Origin of the sequence: Streptomyces sp. R33, from assembly GCF_041200175.1 — a bacterium.
Lineage (GTDB): Bacteria > Actinomycetota > Actinomycetes > Streptomycetales > Streptomycetaceae > Streptomyces > Streptomyces katrae_B.
Window position 1 is genome coordinate 3,686,378 of record NZ_CP165727.1, and the last position, 19,326, is coordinate 3,705,703.

Consider the following 19,326-nt stretch of genomic DNA (forward strand, 5'->3'; position numbering starts at 1 on the left):
ATGCACCGAGAGCGACTGACGGCGTACAGCGCCGTCTCCACCCGCCTGTCCCTGCTGAGCGACCACCGGCTCCGCGCGCTGACGGCCGCGGCGATGCCCTTCGGGTCCGGTATCGGCGGCCGGACCGCCGAGTTGGACCTCGACGGGACGCGGGTCTTCGTCAAGCGCGTGCCGCTGACCGACATCGAGCTGCTGCCACGCAACGTACGGTCCACCGCGAACCTCTTCGAACTGCCGCTGCACTACCAGTACGGGGTCGGCTCGGCCGGGTTCGGGGCCTGGCGGGAGCTGGCCGTGCACACCATGACCACCGGCTGGGTGATCGAGGGCGCGTACGAGGGGTTTCCGCTGATGTACCACTGGCGGGTGCTGCCCGACTCCCCGCCGGGGGGCGACGGCCTCGACGCGGCCGTCGCCCGCTGGGAGGGGTCGGACGCCGTGCGCCGGCGGCTGGAGGCCATCGCGCGGGCCTCGAACAGCCTGGTGCTCTTCCTGGAGCACGTGCCGCACCGGCTCGGCACCTGGCTGACGGGGCACCCCGCGTACGACTGGGCGCACCGGGCCCTGCTGAGCGGGGCGGAGTTCATGAGCTCGCGCGGGCTGGTCCACTTCGACGCCCACTTCCACAACGTCCTGACCGACGGCGAGCTCGTCCACTTCGCCGACTTCGGGCTCGCGCTCAGTACCCGCTTCGAGCTGGCGCCCGACGAGGCCCGGTTCCTGACGCAGCACCTGGGCTACGACCGCGCGTACACCGCGAGCCATCTCCTGCGGTACCACCTGCCCGGCGCCGACGAGCGCGACGACCTGGAGCACGAGGCCTTCCTCCGGGAGTGGATCGCGGGGCGCGGGCGGGACGGGATGCCGGCCGAGGCCGCCGCGCTGCTCGACCGGCACGCCGCGACGGGGCTCGTGATGGCGGGCTTCCACCGGCGACTGGTGACGGAGAGCAAGCGCACGCCGTTCCCGGCAGGGGCGGTCGCGGAGGTGTCGAAGTAGCCCTCCCCGCGAAGGCTTGAACCTGTTCAAAAATGGGTCTACAGTCAGTCCTGCCAACAAGTTGAACACGTTCAAGGGGGGCGAGGGCATGGACCTCACCGTCGTCGCATACGTCATCTACCTGCTCATCAGCATCGCGCTGACCGTCTGGGTGGCCCGTACGCTCAGCCGCAACGGGCGCATCTTCATCGCCGACGTCCTGCACGGGAACGAGAAGCTCGCGGACGCCGTGAACCACCTCCTGGTGGTCGGCTTCTACCTCGTCAACATCGGCTTCGTGACGCTCTACCTGCGCTCGGACGTCGCCATCGACACGGCCCGCCAGCTCTTCGAGGCCCTGTCGGTCAAGCTCGGCGTCGTCCTGCTCGTCCTCGGCGTCATGCACCTCGGCAACGTCTGGGTGCTGAACAAGATGCGCCGCCGCGGGATCATGGAGCGCCAGCAGACCCCGCCGGTCGCCCCGCAGGGGTGGACCGCTCCGGCCGGGGCCTGACCGGTGACCGGGGCAACGCCGGCGCAACGGGCCACGCACCACCTGACCGTGCTGTACGACGCCAACTGCCCGCTCTGCGTGCACATCCGGCACTGGCTCCTCGGGCAGCGCTGGCTGGTACCGCTCCGGCTGATCCCGGCCGGGTCCTACGAGGCGCAGCGCAGGTATCCGCAGCTCGACCACGCGGCGACGCTCCGCGAGATCACCGTCATCGGGGACTCGGGGCAGGTGTGGACCGGTACGGATGCGTTCATCGTGTGCCTGTGGGCGCTGGCGGAGCACCGGCCGAGGGCGAACTGGCTCGCCACCCCGGCGGGCCGGCCCTTCGCCCGGGCCGCCATGTACACGGCCTCGGCATGGCGGCAGGCGGTACGAACCGGGCCCGGTCCGGAGGGTGAAGTGGAGCCGGAGGCACCGGCCTGTGACGACCACTGCGCCGTACCCGGATAGGCTCGTACACCGTGACTGATCAGAAGGCTCCCAAGAGCGAGCAGACCCGCACGCTCATCCTCGAAACCGCGCTCCGTCTCTTCCAGGAGCGCGGCTTCGACAAGACGACCATGCGGGCCATCGCCAAGGAGGCAGGGGTCTCGGTCGGCAACGCCTACTACTACTTCGCGTCGAAGGAACACCTCGTCCAGGGGTTCTACGACCGGATCGGCGCCGCACACCAGGCGGCGGTCCGGCCCATCCTGGACAGCGAGACCGATCTGCAGAAGCGGCTCGCGGGCGTGCTGACGAGCTGGCTGGACATCGCGGCGCCGTACCACGAGTTCGCCTCGCAGTTCTTCAAGAACGCGGCGGACCCGGAGAGCCCGCTCAGCCCCTTCTCCCCCGAATCGGAACCCGCGCGCAAAGCGGCGATCGACATGCACCGCGAGGTGCTGGCGGGAGCGAAGACGAAGGTCCCGGAGGAGCTGGCCGACGTACTGCCGGAGCTGATGTGGCTCTCGCAGATGGGGCTCGTCCTGTACTGGGTCTTCGACCGGTCCCCCAACAGCGAGAAGACGCGGCGGCTCGCGGAGCGCGGCGCGCAGCTGACGACGCGGGGCATCGTCCTGGCCCGGTTCCGGGTGCTGCGGCCGCTGGTGCGCGAGGTCCACGAGCTGTTCGCGGACTTCCTGCCCGGGATGGCGCAGACGGTGGTGTCGAAGAAGAAGCGGGCCTCCGACCCGGACCCCGGGCCCGCGTAGCGCCCGGCGCGGCATCCGGCTCGGGAAAACGGGCCCCGGGAAGGCCGGTTGACGGCGGGTCGTCACCGGTGACCGGTCAGGCCTGGTACGAGGCGAGTTCGACGACCGTGATGTCGGACGGAGCGCCGACCCGGACCGGAGGCCCCCAGGCGCCTGCGCCGCGGGAGACGTAGAGCTGGGTGTCGCCGTAACGCTCGAGACCGGCGACGGTGGGGTTGGCGAGCTCGGCGAGGTAGTTGCCCGGCCAGAGCTGGCCGCCGTGGGTGTGCCCGGAGAGCTGGAGGTCGACGCCGTGGCGGACGGCGTCGTGGATGACGACGGGCTGGTGGGCCATGAGCACGGCGGCTCGGGCCCGGTCGCGGTCGCCGAGGGCCGCGGTGAAGTCCGGGCCGTGGCCTTCCGTCTCGCCCGCCACGTCGTTGACCCCGGCGAGGTCGAAGTGCGGGAGCGCCCGGCGGGCGTTCTCCAGGGGGACGAGGCCGAGCTCACGGACGTGGTCGATCCACTGCTGGGCGCCCGAGAAGTACTCGTGGTTGCCGGTGACGAAGTACGAGCCGTGCCGCGCGCGGAGCCGGCGCAGGGGCTCGGCGGCGCTGCCGAGGTCGTGGACGTTGCCGTCCACGAGGTCGCCGACGATGGCGATGAGGTCGGGCTGCGTCCGGTTGACCGTCTCGACGATGCGGGTGGTGTGGGCGCGGCCGAGGACCGGGCCGAGGTGGATGTCGCTGACGACGGCGATCCGGAAGCCGTGCGCGGCGCGGGGGAGTTTGGCGAGCGGGACCTGGACGCGCTTGACGCGGGGGCCGCGGAGGACGCCGTACGTGCCGGTGGCTACGGTTCCGGTCGCGGCGAGGGCGGCTGCGCCGCCGATCGCCCGTGCGACGAACTGGCGGCGGGTCGCCCCTGCGGGGTCGTCGTCCGGGGCCGCCGGGCCCTGGCCCGGCTCGGGCGGGAGCGGCTCGTCGAGGGCGGTCGCGGGGCCCTGCGGGGCTGCTCCCGTACCCGCCCTTCCACCTCCCCCGGACTCCGTCCGGGAAGGGCCCCCACCCGGGGCTCCGCCCCGGACCCCGCGCATCGAACCCCGGCGGGGCCGGATCCGGCGGGCCGGGCCGCGGAGGAGGAGGGCTCGTACCGGTTCGGCCAGGAGCATCGCCAGTGTCAGGTACAGCAGGACCGCGAGCCACATGTAACCCGGCCAGGCCACGGACTGCTGGAGCCAGAAGGGGGCGCCGGCGCGGCCCGTGGTGAGGGCGGCCAGCGAGAGGAGCGGCAGGGCGAACGCGAGGATCGTGCCGATCCGGCGGGCCGTGCCGCGCGGGCGCGTCGTATCCCGGACCAGACGGACCCACAGCCAGCGGTGGACCAGGACCAGCAGGGCCAGGACCAGCACTGCGATCACCGCGAAGATTGCGATCTTCATGCGTCCGGACCCGCGTCCGGACCCCGGCGTGATGCGCGCCGCAGCGCGAGGACGCCGCGCAACCCGATCACACCAACGGCCGTCCCCAGGAGAAAGGAGGCGATGGCCAGGAGAAGGTGGACCCAGAAGTAGGCCGTCGGCTCGCCCGCCGCGTCGAATGCCAGACCACTGGCGTCCTTCCACAGGTTCCGGACGAAAGACACCCAGATGAACCAGCTCCACACCCCGAAGGCGAGCAGGAACCAGGAGACGGCACGGCTGAGTTTCATGCCCCCAGTATCGGTTTGGTCCCCAGGACGGACGCGCCGGGGTGGGCTGTACCGGCGGTGGTTCGGCCACGTTGGCCGGTCCGGGGGTGCGGACAGCCGATCGGGATGTACTTTCACCTGCGTGTCTGCCAAAAAGACCGCGCTGACGGTCCTTTCCGCCGGGCTGCTGGTCCCCGCGATGCTCGTGGTGCCCGCGCACGCCGCGCCCACCCCGCCGACGGACGGGAAGGGACAGCCGGGCAAGGCCCCGGCCGTGGCCGGGCCGCCGGCGTCGATGTCCACGGTCGGCGGGGCCCTGCTCGGCAAGCCGGGGGTCCAGGTGAACCCGCTGGCCGGCGCCCCCGCCCTGCCGACGAACCTGACGGGGCGTTCGTGGATCGTGGCCGACGCCGAGACGGGCGAGGTGCTGGCCGCCAACAACGCGCACTGGCGGCTGCCCCCGGCCTCCACCCTGAAGATGCTCTTCGCGGACACGGTGCTGCCCAGCCTTCCGAAGGACAAGGTCCACAAGGTCACCGACCAGGACTTGGAGGGCGTCGGGGCCGGCTCCAGTCTGGTCGGGGTCAAGGAGGACCACGAGTACTCCGTGCACGACCTGTGGCTCGGGGTGTTCCTGCGGTCCGGGAACGACGCCGTGCACGTGCTCGCCGCCATGAACGGCGGCATCGACAAGACCGTCAAGGACATGCAGGCGCACGCCGAGGAGCTGCAGGCCCTCGACACCCACGTCGTGTCCCCCGACGGGTACGACGCCCCCGAGCAGGTGTCGAGCGCGTACGACCTCACCCTCATCGCCCGCTCCGGCCTGCAGAAGAAGGACTTCCGCGAGTACTGCGGGACGGCCGAGGCGAAGTTCCCCGGTCTGCAGGAGCCCGGGAAGCCGCGCGAGTACTTCGAGATCCAGAACACCAACCGGCTGATGACGGGCGCGAGCGGTCTCTCCCCGTACAAGGGCATCGCCGGGGTGAAGAACGGCAACACCACCATGGCCGGCTCCACCTTCACCGGCGCCGCGCAGCAGGGCAACAAGAAGCTGCTGGTCACGGTGATGAACCCGAGCGCGGGCGGCCTGAACTCCGTCTACGAGGAGACCGCCGGCCTCTTCGACTGGGGCTTCGCGGCGATCGGCAAGGTCAAGCCGGTCGGCGAACTGGTTCCGCCGAAGAGTGCGGACACCTCCTCGATCGGCTCGCCCGCCCAGTCGCACGAGAACGGCCACTCGGCGGCGGGCGAGGGCGCGGAAGGCGGCGTCGGCACCGCGCTCGGCATCGCGGGCGGGGCGCTGGCCGTGATCGCGGGCGGGGCGTACGCCGTCAACCGCCGCTGGCCGCGCGGCCCGCGCGGCCGCCGCACCGGCACCGGCGGCGGTGACCAGGCGTCCTAGTCCTCCTAGGCCTCCTGCTTCCGGTTCGCGGGCTCCTCGGGGTCCTCCGCGCCGTCGCCGTCCGCGGCGGCGCGGGTGGCCGTCCAGGCCGAGCAGTACAGCAGCAGCTTCGCCATCAGGTTGATCCAGATCAGCAGGGCGACCGGCACGCCGAAGGCCCCGTACATGCTCTTCGCGGCGACCCCGCGCATGTACCCGCTGAGCAGCAGTTTCAGCAGCTCGAAGCCGGCCGCGCCGAGCAGGGCCGCCTGGATGAGGCTGCGGCGCGGCGGTTCGACGCCCGGCAGCAGGGTCAGCACGTAGAGCAGCATCAGGAAGGCCGCCACGACGCCGACGAGGAAGGCGCCGGTCCGCAGGAGCGCGCCGCCCGCGCCGTTCTGCGGCACGCCCAGCCAGCCGCCGAACTTGCCGACCGCGCTGGAGCCCAGGATCGAGGCCGCGGCCGAGCACAGGCCCACGCCGCCGAGGCCGAGGAGGACGAGCGCGTCCTTGCCCTTGCGGACGACGGGGTTTCCCAGGTCCTCGTCGTCCTTCTCCCACACCGCGCGCAGGCAGTCCCGCATCGAGCCGACCCATCCGATGCCGGTGACGAGCAGGAGGGCGGAGGCGACGAGCCCGACCGTGCCCGCGTTGGCGACGAGGCCGTCGAGGTCGAGCTGCCCGGAGATGCCGGGGACCTGCTCGGCGAGGTTCTTCTGCAGCCGGTCCAGCTGCTCCTGGCTGAGCAGCGCCGCGCCGATGGCGGCGGCCACGGTGATCAGCGGGAAGAGCGCGATGAAGCTGATGAAGGTGATCGCGGCGGCGAGCCGGCTCCAGTGGACCCGGTCGAGGCGTTCGTAGGCACGCCACGCGTGTGTCCGCATCAGCCGGACCATGAGTGGCCCGATCACGGGGAGTTTCGTCAGCCAGTCCATGGGGTCACCGTAAAGGAGCTGACGGAAATAGCCGGGATTGCCGGTTTTGGGCACTACGGTCGTCGATTGTGACTTTTCGCGAAGCGCGTCCGATGGACGACCGTCCGTTCCACACCCTGGTCCTGCGCACGCTCCGGTTCCACGCCCGCCTCACGCTCAGGCAGCGCCGTCAGGAGCGCCGTACGGCGGTCTCGGCCGCACCGGCGGTCCCCGCCGCCTCGTCGACCGGTGACCCGAGCTGCGCCGGGACCCCGCTGACCGGGCCGCTGCCGAAGGGGTACTCGTGCAGCTTCCGCCAGACGCCGTCCGAGCCCTGCTCGTAGAGCGCGAAGCCCGTGCAGGTCCACTGCGCCGCGTACTCGGCGAGGGTCGTGAACGCCAGGTCCATCGCCTCCTCGGAGATCCCGTGGGCGACCGTGACGTGCGGGTGGTACGGGAAGGCCAGCTCCCGGTCGAGCGGCCCGTCCGGGTCGCGGACCAGGCCCTGGAGCCGGGTGCAGCCCGTACCGCCCTCGACGACCTGGACGAAGACGACCGGCGAGAGCGGGCGGAACGTGCCGGTGCCGGCGAGCCGCATCGCGAAGGGGCCGAAGGCGGCCGCGACCTCGGACAGGTGGGCCCTGATCTCCGCCAGCCGGTCCGCCTCCACCTCGGTGGGCGGGAGGAGGGTGACATGCGTGGGGATGCCGTGCGCGGCAGCGTCCCCGAAGCCGGTGCGCAGCTCCTGGAGCTGGCTGCCGTACGGCTCCGGGACCGCGATCGAAACGCCGAGCGTTACGGTCCCCACGTATGTCTCCTCCGTCGTCTGGTGCGTACAGGTTGCGTACGGGTCCTGCCGACCCAGTGTGGGGCCAGCACCCCCCGGATTGCCAGGGCCTCTTTCCCTGACCGATTCGTCAGCCCCGCCTCAGTGCTTCGCGGGCACCAGGCCGAGGCGGTCGTAGGCCTGCGCCAGGGTCTCGGCGGCGACCGCGCGGGCCTTCTCCGCACCCTTGGCGAGGATGGAGTCCAGCGTCTCCGGGTCGTCCAGGTATTCCTGGGTGCGCTGCTTGAACGGTGTGACGAAATCGACCATCACACCGGCCAGGTCCGTCTTCAGCGCGCCGTAGCCCTTGCCCTCGTACTTGGCCTCGAGGGCCGGGACCGACTCCCCCGTGAGGGTGGAGTAGATCGTGAGCAGGTTGCTGACGCCGGGCTTGTGCTCGGTGTCGAAGCGGACCTCGGCCTCGGTGTCGGTGACCGCGCTCTTGATCTTCTTCTCGGTGACCTTGGGCTCGTCGAGGAGGTTGATCAGGCCCTTGGGGGACGACGCGGACTTCGACATCTTGATCGTCGGGTCCTGGAGGTCGTAGATCTTCGCGACCTCCTTGACGATGTGCGCGGCGGGGAGGGTGAAGGTCTGGCCGTAGCGCTGGTTGAAGCGCTCGGCCAGGTCGCGGGTCAGCTCGATGTGCTGGCGCTGGTCCTCGCCGACGGGGACGGCGTTCGCCTGGTAGAGCAGGATGTCGGCGACCTGGAGGATCGGGTACGTGAACAGGCCGACGGTGGCGTTGTTGACGCCGCCCTTGGCGGACTTGTCCTTGAACTGGGTCATCCGGCTGGCCTCGCCGAAGCCGGTGATGCAGTTCATGACCCAGCCGAGCTGTGCGTGCTCGGGGACGTGGCTCTGGATGAAGAGCGTGCAGCGCTCGGGGTCGAGCCCGGCGGCGAGCAGCTGCGCGGCGGAGAGCCGGGTGTTGGCGCGGAGCGCGGCCGGATCCTGCGGCATGGTGATCGCGTGCAGGTCGACCACCATGTAGAAGGCGTCGTGCGTCTCCTGCAGGGCGACGTACTGGCGGATGGCTCCGAGGTAGTTCCCGAGGTGGAACGAACCGGAGGTGGGCTGGATACCGGAGAGCGCGCGAGGACGATCAGAAGCCATGGCCCCATTCTCTCAGGTATGACGGCCCTGCCGGTCCGCACCTGTCCGGAAACCCCACCCGGCCCCGCCCGCGTTCGAGGCGCGGGCCCGGGCGGGGTCCGGGCGGGGATCCCCCGGACGGAGTCCGGCGGAGGGGCAAGGGCGGGTGGGGGACGGTGGGGGACGGCTCCGCACAGCGGCCCCCCACCGCGTCCCGGGTCAGGAGACCGGGAGGCCAGGGGCGGGGAAGGCCGCCATCAGGTCCGACACCTCGCGGCGGATCGCGGACAGCGCCGGCTCGTCGGACTTGGACGCCGCGTCCACCGCCCGGGAGATCCACTCCGCCACCACCGGCATGTGCTCCGCGCCCAGCCCCCGCGACGTCAGCGAGGGCGTGCCGATGCGGATGCCCGACGGGTCGAACGGCTTGCGGGGGTCGAACGGGACCGTGTTGTAGTTCACGACGATCCCCGCGCGGTCCAGTGCCTTGGCCGCCACCTTGCCCGGGACCCCCCGCGAGGTCAGGTCCAGCAGGATCAGGTGGTTGTCCGTACCGCCCGAGACCAGGTCGAAGCCCCGTTCCAGCAGAGCCGCGGCCAGCGCCTTCGCGTTCGCCACCACCGCGTGCGCGTACGTCACGAACGACGGCTGCGCCGCCTCGTGCAGCGCCACCGCGATGCCCGCCGTCGTCTGGTTGTGCGGCCCGCCCTGGAGTCCCGGGAACACCGCCTTGTCGATGGCCTTCGCGTGCTCCTCGCGGCACATCAGCATCGCGCCCCGCGGGCCGCGCAGCGTCTTGTGCGTGGTCGTGGAGACCACGTCCACGTGCCCGACGGGCGAGGGGTGCGCCCCGCCCGCGATCAGGCCCGCGATGTGGGCCACGTCCGCGACCAGGACCGAGCCGGCCTCCCGGGCGATCGAGGCGAACGCCTCGAAGTCGATCGTACGCGGAAGCGCCGTACCGCCACAGAAGATGATCTTCGGGCGCTCCGCCAGTGCCAGCTCCCGCACCGCGTCGTAGTCGATCAGGCCCGTCTCCGCGGACACCCCGTACTGCACGCCCCGGAACCAGGACCCCGTCGCCGAGACCCCCCAGCCGTGCGTCAGGTGCCCGCCCATCGGCAGGGCCATGCCCATCACCGTGTCGCCGGGCTTCGCGAAGGCCAGGTACACCGCGAGGTTCGCCGGCGAGCCGGAGTACGGCTGGACGTTGGCGTGGTCCACCCCGAACAGGCCCTTCGCCCGCTCGACGGCCAGCGCCTCGACGCGGTCGATGTTCTGCTGGCCCTCGTAGTAGCGGCGGCCCGGGTAGCCCTCGCTGTACTTGTTCTGCAGCACCGTCCCGGCGGCCTCGAGCACGGCGGCGGACACGTAGTTCTCACTGGGGATCAGGCGCAGGGTCTGCGCCTGCAGGGATTCCTCGGCCGTGACGTAGGACGCCAGTTCGGGATCGGTGGCGAGAAGGGCGGGGTGGCGGCTCGCGCTCATGGCGGCTCCTCCGGGGTCGATGTCAGATCTCGTCCCCGCGAGGCCCAGGCGAGCGGCCCTGTATGCGGTCGTGCGCGCACGACTCCCCCGGAGTTGGTTCTCCGTACGCCAGTCGCCGTGCGTGCCGCCCACCATAGCGGGCGGTCCACAGGAAAGGTTTCCCCGTCCGGTATACGAGCGACGTATAGCCGTATACAAGGTGATGTGACGCCGGTGGCACCACCCTCGTCACCCCTGTCACCCGGCCCGCCTGACCGACGATCGGAGACCCCGTGTCGACAACTGCTGAAGCCATGCGTTCCGCCGAGGCCCACAGCGCGCACAACTACCACCCGCTGCCCGTCGTCGTGGCGTCCGCGGAAGGCGCGTGGATGACCGACGTGGAGGGCCGCCGCTACCTGGACATGCTCGCGGGCTACTCGGCACTCAACTTCGGCCACGGCAACCGGCGTCTGCTCGACGCCGCCAAGGCGCAGCTGGAGCGGGTCACCCTCACCTCGCGGGCCTTCCACCACGACCGGTTCGCCGAGTTCTGCACCGAGCTCGCCGCGCTGTGCGGCAAGGAGATGGTGCTGCCGATGAACACGGGCGCGGAGGCCGTGGAGACGGCGGTGAAGACCGCGCGCAAGTGGGGTTACGAGGTCAAGGGCGTCCCGGACGGGCAGGCCAAGATCGTGGTCGCGTCGGGCAACTTCCACGGCCGCACGACGACGATCGTGAGCTTCTCGACGGACCACGAGGCCCGCGACCACTACGGGCCCTACACGCCGGGGTTCGAGATCGTGCCGTACGGGGACCTCACCGCGCTGGCCGCGGCCGTCACGGCGAACACCGTGGCCGTGCTGCTGGAGCCGATCCAGGGCGAGGCGGGGGTGCTGGTTCCGCCCGCCGGGTACCTGCGGGGCGTACGGGAGCTCACGCGCGAGCGGAACGTGCTGTTCATGGCGGACGAGATCCAGTCGGGGCTGGGCCGGACCGGGAAGACGTTCGCGTGCGAGCACGAGGACGTCGTGCCGGACGTGTACGTCCTCGGCAAGGCGCTGGGCGGCGGCGTGGTCCCGGTGTCGGCCGTCGTCGCGGACCGGGACGTGCTCGGGGTGTTCCGGCCGGGCGAGCACGGCTCCACCTTCGGCGGCAACCCGCTGGCCTGCGCGGTGGCCCTGGAGGTGATCGCGATGCTGCGCACCGGCGAGTACCAGCAGCGCGCCACCGAGCTCGGCGACCACCTGCACCGGGAGCTGAACCTGCTGGTCGGCGGGGGCGCGGTGACCGCCGTACGCGGGCGCGGTCTGTGGGCGGGCGTCGACATCGACCCGGGGCACGGCACGGGCCGGGAGATCTCCGAGGCGCTGATGGAGCGGGGCGTCCTGGTCAAGGACACGCACGGGTCGACCATCCGGATCGCGCCGCCGCTTGTGATCAGCAAGGAGGACCTGGACTGGGGCCTGGACCAGCTGCGGACGGTGCTCGCAGCAGGCTGACCGCAATCGGCCGCGGCCCGGCCGGGAACCGTCCGGTTCCCGGCCGGTGCCTGCGGTGGCTACAGGATGACGTGCGGCAGGAAGCGGGCGTACTCGTCCGTGACCGGGCCCGCCGACTCGCGGATGCCGAGGCCCGCCGCCTCCTCCTCGACGACCCACGCGCCGAGCACCACGCGGTTGCCGTCGAAGTCGGGCAGCGGGGCCAGGCCCTGGAAGACGTACGTCTCCCCCTCTTGCGGTACGAAGGGTTCGCCGCCGGCCGGGTGCAGGGTGACCCCGGCGCCCTCGCGGCCCAGCAGGGGCTTCGCGGCGTACCCGGTGGTCTCCGCGAGCTCGCGCGGGCCGTCGAGGTAGGCGGGCAGCAGGTTCGGGTGCTCCGGGAAGAGCTCCCACAGGATGGCCAGCAGCGCCTTGTTGGACAGCAGCATCTTCCACAGCGGCTCGATCCAGGCGGTGGTCCCGGAGCCGCCGCCGTGGTCGTACGTTCCGAGGACCTGCGGGCCGAACGCGTCGGTGGCCAGCCACTCCCACGGGTAGAGCTTGAAGCAGCTGCGGATGAAGCCGAGCTTCTGGTCCACGAACCGGCCCGACAGGCTGTCCCAGCCGATCTGCTCGACGGACAGCGCCTCGGTGTCCAGGCCCGCCTGCTCGGCGGTCTCCTGGAGGTAGGCGACCGTCATCAGGTCTTCGCCGAGCTCGTCGGTCTCGGAGTGCGCGAAGTGCAGCGGGCCGGGCGGCAGCAGCTCCGCCTGCCGGCGCCAGGCCTCGACGAGCCGCTCGTGGAGGGAGTTCCACTGGTCGGCGCCGGGGAAGCGCTCCTCCATCCAGAACCACTGCGGACTGGCCGCCTCCACGAGGGAGGTGGGGGTGTCGGCGTTGTACTCCAGCATCTTGGCCGGGCTGCCGTCACCTTCGTAGCGCAGGTCGAACCGGCCGTACAGGGAAGGCTGTTCGGCCCGTCGGCGCCAGGACTCGGCGATGCGCTCCGCGAGGCGCGGGTCGGTGATGCCGAGGTCCGCGAAGCGGTCGTGCTCGACGATGTGCGCGGCCGCGGCCAGGCACATGGCGTGCAGCTCCTCGACGACGTTCTCCAGCGCCTCGACCTCGGGGAGCGAGAAGGAGTAGTACGCGCTCTCGTCCCAGTAGGGGCGCAGGGAGTCGTCGGGGTAGCGGGTGAGGGGGTAGATGAGCCCCTGCTCCTCGACGGTCTTCTGCCAGTCGGGGCGCGGCTCGATGGTGTGACGGCGCACGCGGTTCAGCCGCCGCTGGAGCTGGAGTGGCCGCCGATGCCGCCGCGGGTGACGGCGGACTTGTCGAAGCTGCCGCCGCTGACCCGGTTGTTGGCGACGGTGCCGCCGTAGTAGTACGCGCCGCGGCTGCTGCCGCTCTTGCACTCCTTGGTGTTCAGCTTCTCCAGGGTGGCGCGGTCCACGCAGCGCTTGTCGGGCTCGCTGCTGCTGCCGCAGGCCACGAGGGCGGCGGCGAGCAGGCCCATGCCGCCGAGGGCGACGCTGCCGGAGCGCATGCGGCGTCGGGTGGTGCTGCTTCTACTGCTGCTGTCGTCCATGCCATCCATGGCGGACAGACTAGAACGGGGCGGCGAAGCGATGGAATCCGGCCGTCGAAACCCTCTCATCACCTCCATGACCTAGAGTCAATTCGTGCTTCTTGGGATGGTTTGCGCGCTCGGTGCGGCGGTCTGCTTCGGCACGGCGTCGGTCCTGCAGGCGATGGCCGCGCGGGCGGTGGAGCCGGGAACCGGGTCGGGGGTGGACACGGCGCTGCTGCTGCGGGCGGCCCGGCAATGGCGGTACGTGCTGGGCCTGGGGCTGGACGCGGCCGGATTCGTCCTCCAGATCGTGGCGCTGAAGAACATCCCGATCTACACGGTGGGGGCGGCGCTGGCGGCGAGCCTCGCGGTGACGGCCGTGGTCTCGGCGCGGCTGCTGCACGTACGGCTGAGCAGGGCCGAGTGGGGCGCGGTGGGGATGGTGTGCGCGGGGCTGGCGATGCTGGGGCTGGCGTCGGGCGAGGAGGGCTCGGGGACGGGGTCGTTCGCGCTGAAGCTGGGGCTGCTGGTGGTGGCCGGGCTGGTGCTGCTGGTGGGGGCCGTGGCCGGCGGGCTTCCGGACCGGTCCCGGGCCCTGGTGCTCGGCCTCGCGGCGGGGACGGGATTCGGGGTGGTGGAGGTGGCGGTCCGTCTCATCGACGACATCTCGTGGGCGTCGCTCACGAACCCGGCGCTGTACGCACTGCTGCTGGGCGGGGGCGCGGCGTTCCTGCTGCTCACCTCGGCGCTGCAGCGGGGCTCGGTGACGACGGCCACGGCGGGCATGGTGATCGGCGAAACGATCGGCCCCGCGGTGGTGGGCGTGGCCTGGCTCGGCGACCGCACGCGCGAGGGCCTGACCTGGCTGGCCGTCCTCGGCTTCGCGGTATCGGTCGCCGGAGCCCTCCTCCTGACCCGCTTCGGCGAACCGCCGGAACCGGAACCCGCCCCGGCAGCGCCGTAACCGGCCGGCGTTGGGGCAAACCCAGCCCCGCCGGCGTTTGAGGCGCGGGGTTCGGGGGCGGAGCCCCCGACAGCGGCGGCGCGGCCGGACCCGGACCCCGCACCCGCCGCGCACGCGTCACGGCAGAGCGGAGACCAGCGCCGCCAGCGTCGGGGACCAGGCGCTCGTGGACGGAGTCCCGTAGCCCACCACCAGCGCCTCGCGCGCCGGCAGCCCCGCCTCCGGGTGGGTGTAGCGGGACAGGGTCTCCAGGGCCAGGTCCTGCCAGGCGGCAGCCCGCAGCACCGAGGCCTGCGTCCCCGCCGGGAGGTCCAGCACCGCGTGCAGGCCCGCCGCGATGCCCGACACCGCCACCCGGCCGGCGACGGCCGCGACCAGCTCGTCCCGGCGCCTGCGGTACCGCAGCCGCATGCCGCGCACGTGCCGGTCGTACGCCCCGGACCGGATGAACTCCGCGAGCGTCAGCTGGTCCAGCGCACTCGAGGTCCAGTCGGTCCGCCCCTTCGCCTCCACGACCTCGTCCAGCAGCCCCGGCGGCACCACCATCCACCCCATCCGCAGCCCCGGCGCGAGCGACTTGCTCGCCGTGCCGAGGTACACCACCCGGTCCGGGTCCAGTCCCTGCAGTGCCCCCACCGCCTGGCGGTCGTAGCGGAACTCCCCGTCGTAGTCGTCCTCCAGGATCAGCCCGCCCGTGGTCCGGGCCCAGTCGACCGCCGCCGCCCGCCGGGGCGGGGTCAGCGCCGCCCCGGTGGGGAACTGGTGGGCGGGGGTCAGCAGCACCGCCCCCGACTGCGCGGACAGGTCCGGCGTCCGCGCCCCCGAGGCGTCCACCGTCAGCGGCCGGGTCCGCAGCCCCGCCCCCGTCAGCAGCTCCCGGTGCAGGTCGAGGCTGTACCCCTCCACCGCCACCTCCCGTACCCGCCGCGCCCGCAGCACCCCGGCCAGCAGCGTCAGCGCGTGCACGAAACCCGCGCACAGCACGATCCGCTCCGGGTCCGCGTACACCCCGCGCGCCCGCGCCAGGTACCCCGCGAGCGCCTCCCGCAGCTCCACCCGGCCGCGCGCGTCGGCCGCGTACCCGAAGGCCTCGTTCGGCGCGTCCGTCAGCGCCCGCCGGGCCGCCGCCAGCCAGGCGGCGCGCGGGAAGCCGCCCAGGTCCGGGGTGCCGGGCACCAGGTCGTACGAGGGCCGCCGCCGTGCGGGATGCCGGACCCGGGCAGCGCCCGCGGGCCGCCGCGGCCGGGCCCGTTCCGCGACCCGCGTGCCCGAGCCCTGCCGGGCCGTCAGCCAGCCCTCGGCGACGAGCTCGGCGTAGGCCTCCGCGACCGTGTTGCGCGCGATCCCGAGGTCGGCGGCGAACGACCGCGAGGACGGCAGCCGGGTCCCGGGTGCCAGCCGCCCGCTGCGCGCGGCCTCGCGCAGCGCGTCGACCAGGCCGGCCCGCAGACCTCGCCCGGCGGAGAGGTCCAGATGCAGGTCGGCGCCGAAAGTGGCCCATGGTTCCGTCATGGATATGGACCATATCGGCGGGCCGCCTGCTGCCTAGGGTGGAGACATGACCACCACGCACGAACACACCGCCGCACACGCCCCCGAGCACACCCCGCGCATGGGCTGGACCCAGCACGTGCCCGAGGTCTACAAGGCCGTCGTGGGCCTGGAGATCGCTTCGAAGAAGGGTCTGGACCCGGTCCTGGTCGAGCTGGTCAAGATCCGCGCCTCGCAGCTCAACCACTGCGCGTTCTGCCTGGACATGCACGCGAAGGACGCGCTCGCCGCGGGCGAGACCGTCGAGCGGATCGTCCAGCTCGCCGCCTGGGAGGAATCGCGCCACTTCTACACCGAGAAGGAGGCCGCGGCGCTCGAGCTGACCGAGGCCGTGACCGTCCTGACCGACGGTTTCGTTCCCGACGAGGTGTACGAGCGGGCCGCGAAGCACTTCGGGGAGAAGGAGCTCGCCCAGCTGATCGCCGTGATCGCGACGATCAACGTCTGGAACCGCTTCGCGGTGACCACCCGCATGGTCCCGGGCCACTACACGCCGGGCATGCACAAGTAGGACGGACGCCCGGCCCCCGTCACCCGGGCCGGAACGACTCCGCGGCCGCCGTCAGGTTCGCCCGTACGGTGGCCGTGTCGGCGGCGCGGCCGGCCGCCAGCAGCGCCCAGCGCCGGCCGTCCGCCGCGGTGACGATCCGCTCGATGCCCCGGCGGCGGCCGCGGGACTCCGCGCTGTCGTACTCGTAGACCAGCTCGCAGGCGCTCCCGGCGACCGGGTCGAGGGAGACCTGGCGGTAGTTGGGCGTCCCGCTCTCCAGCGACTTCGAGGAGATCCGCAGCAGCTCGCAGGAGCTGGTGGACCGGTCCTCCGTGATCGGGAAAACCTGCAGCAGGGCGCTGCGGTCGCCGCCGGGCGGGCGGTAGAAGGACCCGCTGCCCTGCTCCTCGTAGCTGGGCTGCCATCCGGTGGGGACGGACACCGAGAAGCCGGCGTCGTTGTGGACCACCGTGTAGCCGGGACTGCTGCCGGTGCTCGGCGAGGCCGACCGGCTCGGGCCCGGAGCGGGGCTCGCCGGCGCCGAGGCGGACGAGCCGGCCGTGGCCGACCCGCCCGTGGCCGCCCCGGACCCGAGTGGTGGCTGCGCGTTCGTGCCGGGCCCGTCTTCCCCGCCCAGCAGCATCCACCCCGCCACCGAGGCCCCGCCGACGACCGCCGCCACCAGCCCCACCAGCAGCGGGCTCCGCCACTTCCGCCCCCGGCCGCCGTCACCGGGACCGTTCGGGTCCGGGGGGCTCCAGGGCTCGTATCCGGGGACCGGCGGGGGCGGGAGCGGAGGCAGCGCCGGCTGCGGTGCCTCCGTCGGCGGGGTATCCGGAGTCGGCGCCGGGGCCGGGGTCGACCCCTGGGCCCACCACTCGGGCTGCGTCGGCTGCTCGGGCCGGCCCGCAGGCTCGGGCGGGGGCGCGTCCGGGGACGCCGGGCGCTCCCCCCACTCCCACGCCTGCGACTGCGGGTTCCACCAGGCGTCGTCGGACGAGGACACCGCTCAGCCTCCCAGCGAGGCGAGCAGCCCGCCCAGCGCCGTGGCCGCGCTCACCGACTCCACCAGCGGAGCCCACCGCTCCAGCGCCCCGCGCAGCCGCGCGGCGAGCCCCGGCCGGATCTCCTCGGCCTCCTCCAGCTGGTCGGCCGCCTCCTCCAGCTCCGCGTCCAGTTCCACCCGTCCGGTGCTGCGGGGCATCTGCACGAGTTCGGCGCGCAGTGCCCGTACGGCCTTCAGCAGCTCCGCCGCGCCGGGCACGCCGTCGTCGTCCCTGCCGCCGGCCTGCTGGACGGTGTTCCTGTTGTTGCTTCCGCCGATGCTGAAGGCGCTGCCGGTGACGTCGCCGAACCGGACCGCGCTCTCTTCGCCGTTACTTCCCACCGCTGCTCCCCTTGCTGCCCGTACCGCTCCCCGCGGTGTTCTTGTTGTCGGTGCCGCCGACGCTGAAGGCGCTGTTGCTCACCGACTGGATGAAGGTGCCGCCATCGGCGACGTGGATCGCGCGCTGCGCGAATTCCGCTGTGTGCCAGCCCGCTTCGTGCAGGGCGACGGTGACCCCGCCGACCACCCGGTCCTGAATGGTCTTGAGGTACCGGTCGAGGTCCATGAGGTGGAAGAGCGAGCCGTCCCCCTGCGCGGCGATCTCCCGCACCGACAGCCGCGGCCCCTCGGGACGGGCCCCGCCATGGCCGCCGGTGACGATCCGCCACCAGCCGGCGATCCCCCGGCCCAGGGTGGCGAAGGAGCCCCCGAGCGAGCCTGGGGTGGCGACGAGGGCCGCGGCGGCCTTGCCGTACCAGGAGTTGTTCAGGAAGCGGACGGCGTCCGCTTCGGCGTTCTGGAAGGTGGTCCGTACGGGCAGCAGCACGTGGGGGGCGACCTCCAGCATCAGCATCCCGCCCTGGGTGTGGACCCGTACGAAGACGGTGACGACGAGGTCCTCGTCCCAGCCGCCGACCCGCACGCGCAGGAAGTGCCTGCGCCGCTCCCCGCCCTCCTCTATGGCCTCGAGGCGGTGGTCGGCGAACTGCTGCGCCGACACCGGGGCCTGGTCCCGGTGCGGAAGGCCGCGGGCCGGCAGAAACACGCACTCGTCGACGACCAGCTCGCGCAGCCGGTCCAGTACTGCGGCCTGGGCCTGCGCGGAGCCGTGCGGGGACGGGACGCGCAGGGCCAGCAGGAGCGGCACGATGCGCCGCACGATGTCGGCGTTGGTGACGGGCTGCGGCTTGCGGTCGGGGCCGAGGTCGTCGCGCGGGCGCAGTTCCACGGAGAGCTGCCAGGGCCGGTACGGCTCCCCGGCCCCCGTGAACGGGCCGTTGATGTCGTACATGACCATGTGCGCGTGCTGTTCGCGTTTGATGCGGTCGCGGACCCGGGCGAAGCGGGGGTTCTGCGTCCTGGGATCGGCGGACGGGTCGGCGTACCGGCGCGGGGCGAGGTCGGTGGAGACGATGCGAGCGCCGTATCCGCGCTGGAGCATCACCAGGAAGACGATGGCGGCGTACACGAAAGGGGCCAGCCACAGGGTGAAGGGCACGGAGTCGTCGGATCCGCCGGCGGCGCGGCCGGAGCCGTCGAACCCGCCCGAACCGCTGAAGCCGCCGTCGTAGTCGTACCCGCCCCGGCCGCCCGAACCGCCGGGGCTGCCGGAGCCGACGCCCAGGAGGAGCCGGGCGAACTCACCGTCCGCGGAGTCGTCGGACACGGCCGTCCAGAAGAAGGAGACGAGGAGGACCAGCATCAGCCAGGTGAAGATCCGCAGCAGCGTGCCCGAGAAGCGCACCAGGGGGTGGCGCCGGCCGCGGAGCCAGTTGGCGAAGCTCAGCAGCAGGAACGGGGTGAACAACAGCCCCAGCACACGGGTCAGCAGGGCTCCCACGAACCACGCGCCGAGTATCCCGCCTGCCCAGGCGAGCTCGACGCGGCGGGCGCGGAGCGCGTGGGCCAGGACCCGGGTGGCGTCGAAGCCGTAGGACGGGGCGGCGATCCGCTCCTCGTGGACGTACAGCTCGTCGATCACCCGAGCGCGGTACGAGGGGTCGAGGTAGGTTCCCGCGCACAGGAGGCGGCCGGCCTCACTGACGGAGGGGTGCACCGGCGGGCGGCCGTTGCGCGGGTCTGCCGGGACGTCCCTGCCCGACTGAGGGGGAATCAGATGGTCGGTCACCGGCTGACCTTATTTTCCCCCTACAGGCACCCGACAGGCCACTTCACGCCAAAGC

20 protein-coding genes and 1 riboswitch are annotated in these 19,326 nt (G+C 72.4%); of the genes, 8 read left to right on the top strand and 12 right to left on the bottom strand.

Annotated features, from left to right (window positions below; genetic code table 11):
- From AB5J51_RS16680 to AB5J51_RS16695, 4 genes are all read left to right on the top strand, one after another.
- Complete coding sequence (locus AB5J51_RS16680) at window positions 1-999, top strand: protein kinase family protein (RefSeq protein ID WP_369777989.1); 999 nt, start codon at window positions 1-3, stop codon at window positions 997-999.
- 88 nt (window positions 1,000-1,087) lie between these two features.
- On the top strand, window positions 1,088-1,492 hold the full coding sequence (locus AB5J51_RS16685) for a hypothetical protein (protein WP_053786364.1): 405 nt from the start codon (window positions 1,088-1,090) through the stop codon (window positions 1,490-1,492).
- Window positions 1,493-1,495: 3 nt separating this feature from the next.
- A complete protein-coding gene (locus AB5J51_RS16690) occupies window positions 1,496-1,942 on the top strand; it encodes a thiol-disulfide oxidoreductase DCC family protein (protein WP_206310760.1) in 447 nt (148 codons plus the stop codon).
- Window positions 1,943-1,953: 11 nt separating this feature from the next.
- The gene (locus AB5J51_RS16695; protein ID WP_037633575.1) at window positions 1,954-2,685 is read left to right on the top strand and encodes a TetR family transcriptional regulator; all 732 of its coding nucleotides are present in this window, start codon (window positions 1,954-1,956) and stop codon (window positions 2,683-2,685) included.
- A 76-nt stretch (window positions 2,686-2,761) separates the two neighbouring features.
- On the opposite strand, the gene AB5J51_RS16700 is transcribed toward AB5J51_RS16695, so the two are convergent.
- Window positions 2,762-4,105: a metallophosphoesterase gene (locus tag AB5J51_RS16700; protein WP_369777990.1), complete on the bottom strand. Its 1,344-nt coding sequence runs from the start codon at window positions 4,103-4,105 to the stop codon at window positions 2,762-2,764.
- Window positions 4,102-4,374, bottom strand: coding sequence for an SCO4848 family membrane protein (locus AB5J51_RS16705; RefSeq protein ID WP_030290671.1), 273 nt, complete (start codon window positions 4,372-4,374; stop codon window positions 4,102-4,104). The genes AB5J51_RS16700 and AB5J51_RS16705 overlap by 4 nt, the downstream gene beginning before the upstream one ends.
- Window positions 4,375-4,495: 121 nt before the next feature.
- Here AB5J51_RS16705 and AB5J51_RS16710 point away from each other — a divergent pair, with 121 nt between their 5' ends.
- Window positions 4,496-5,758, top strand: a complete 1,263-nt coding sequence (locus AB5J51_RS16710; RefSeq protein WP_234382050.1) for a D-alanyl-D-alanine carboxypeptidase family protein — start codon at window positions 4,496-4,498, stop codon at window positions 5,756-5,758.
- A gap of 5 nt (window positions 5,759-5,763) precedes the next feature.
- Here the strand turns inward: AB5J51_RS16710 and AB5J51_RS16715 are convergent, their stop codons facing one another.
- The 4 genes from AB5J51_RS16715 to glyA all read right to left on the bottom strand — a co-directional run bounded on the left by AB5J51_RS16715 (window position 5,764) and on the right by glyA (window position 10,060).
- Complete coding sequence (locus tag AB5J51_RS16715) at window positions 5,764-6,672, bottom strand: YihY/virulence factor BrkB family protein (protein ID WP_369777991.1); 909 nt, start codon at window positions 6,670-6,672, stop codon at window positions 5,764-5,766.
- 169 nt (window positions 6,673-6,841) lie between these two features.
- Entirely contained in the window at window positions 6,842-7,459 is a 618-nt protein-coding gene (locus AB5J51_RS16720; RefSeq protein WP_053786367.1) for a 2'-5' RNA ligase family protein, read from the bottom strand.
- A gap of 120 nt (window positions 7,460-7,579) precedes the next feature.
- Window positions 7,580-8,593, bottom strand: a complete 1,014-nt coding sequence (trpS, locus tag AB5J51_RS16725) for a tryptophan--tRNA ligase (protein WP_053786368.1) — start codon at window positions 8,591-8,593, stop codon at window positions 7,580-7,582.
- 198 nt (window positions 8,594-8,791) lie between these two features.
- A complete protein-coding gene (gene glyA / locus AB5J51_RS16730) occupies window positions 8,792-10,060 on the bottom strand; it encodes a serine hydroxymethyltransferase (RefSeq protein ID WP_369777992.1) in 1,269 nt (422 codons plus the stop codon).
- Window positions 10,061-10,095: 35 nt separating this feature from the next.
- Window positions 10,096-10,186: riboswitch (ZMP/ZTP riboswitch) on the bottom strand.
- Window positions 10,187-10,332: 146 nt separating this feature from the next.
- Here glyA and rocD point away from each other — a divergent pair.
- Entirely contained in the window at window positions 10,333-11,541 is a 1,209-nt protein-coding gene (gene rocD / locus AB5J51_RS16735; protein ID WP_133897119.1) for an ornithine--oxo-acid transaminase, read from the top strand.
- A gap of 59 nt (window positions 11,542-11,600) precedes the next feature.
- On the opposite strand, the gene AB5J51_RS16740 is transcribed toward rocD, so the two are convergent.
- Together AB5J51_RS16740 and AB5J51_RS16745 are read right to left on the bottom strand one after the other, a co-directional pair.
- On the bottom strand, window positions 11,601-12,791 hold the full coding sequence (locus AB5J51_RS16740) for a glutathionylspermidine synthase family protein (RefSeq protein ID WP_053786371.1): 1,191 nt from the start codon (window positions 12,789-12,791) through the stop codon (window positions 11,601-11,603).
- Between the two features lie 5 nt (window positions 12,792-12,796).
- A complete protein-coding gene (locus AB5J51_RS16745; RefSeq protein WP_078987297.1) occupies window positions 12,797-13,117 on the bottom strand; it encodes a hypothetical protein in 321 nt (106 codons plus the stop codon).
- Between the two features lie 97 nt (window positions 13,118-13,214).
- On the opposite strand from AB5J51_RS16745, the gene AB5J51_RS16750 reads away from it, so the two are divergent.
- Window positions 13,215-14,054, top strand: a complete 840-nt coding sequence (locus AB5J51_RS16750) for a hypothetical protein (protein WP_053786373.1) — start codon at window positions 13,215-13,217, stop codon at window positions 14,052-14,054.
- A gap of 117 nt (window positions 14,055-14,171) precedes the next feature.
- Here AB5J51_RS16750 and AB5J51_RS16755 read toward each other — a convergent pair whose 3' ends face one another.
- Complete coding sequence (locus AB5J51_RS16755) at window positions 14,172-15,566, bottom strand: PLP-dependent aminotransferase family protein (RefSeq protein WP_053786374.1); 1,395 nt, start codon at window positions 15,564-15,566, stop codon at window positions 14,172-14,174.
- A 46-nt stretch (window positions 15,567-15,612) separates the two neighbouring features.
- Here AB5J51_RS16755 and AB5J51_RS16760 point away from each other — a divergent pair, with 46 nt between their 5' ends.
- Window positions 15,613-16,116 (top strand): carboxymuconolactone decarboxylase family protein, encoded by a 504-nt coding sequence (locus AB5J51_RS16760; RefSeq protein WP_053786375.1) that lies wholly within the window; start codon window positions 15,613-15,615, stop codon window positions 16,114-16,116.
- 19 nt (window positions 16,117-16,135) lie between these two features.
- Here the strand turns inward: AB5J51_RS16760 and AB5J51_RS16765 are convergent, their stop codons facing one another.
- Genes AB5J51_RS16765 through AB5J51_RS16775 form a run of 3 tightly spaced genes read right to left on the bottom strand, consistent with a single transcriptional unit; the run spans window position 16,136 to window position 19,271 of the window.
- Window positions 16,136-17,101 (bottom strand): hypothetical protein, encoded by a 966-nt coding sequence (locus AB5J51_RS16765; protein ID WP_369777993.1) that lies wholly within the window; start codon window positions 17,099-17,101, stop codon window positions 16,136-16,138.
- A 3-nt stretch (window positions 17,102-17,104) separates the two neighbouring features.
- Window positions 17,105-17,482, bottom strand: coding sequence for a hypothetical protein (locus AB5J51_RS16770; RefSeq protein ID WP_053786377.1), 378 nt, complete (start codon window positions 17,480-17,482; stop codon window positions 17,105-17,107).
- Window positions 17,472-19,271, bottom strand: a complete 1,800-nt coding sequence (locus AB5J51_RS16775; protein ID WP_136225847.1) for a hypothetical protein — start codon at window positions 19,269-19,271, stop codon at window positions 17,472-17,474. Before AB5J51_RS16775 ends, AB5J51_RS16770 begins: the two co-directional genes overlap by 11 nt.
- Window positions 19,272-19,326 lie beyond the last annotated feature (55 nt).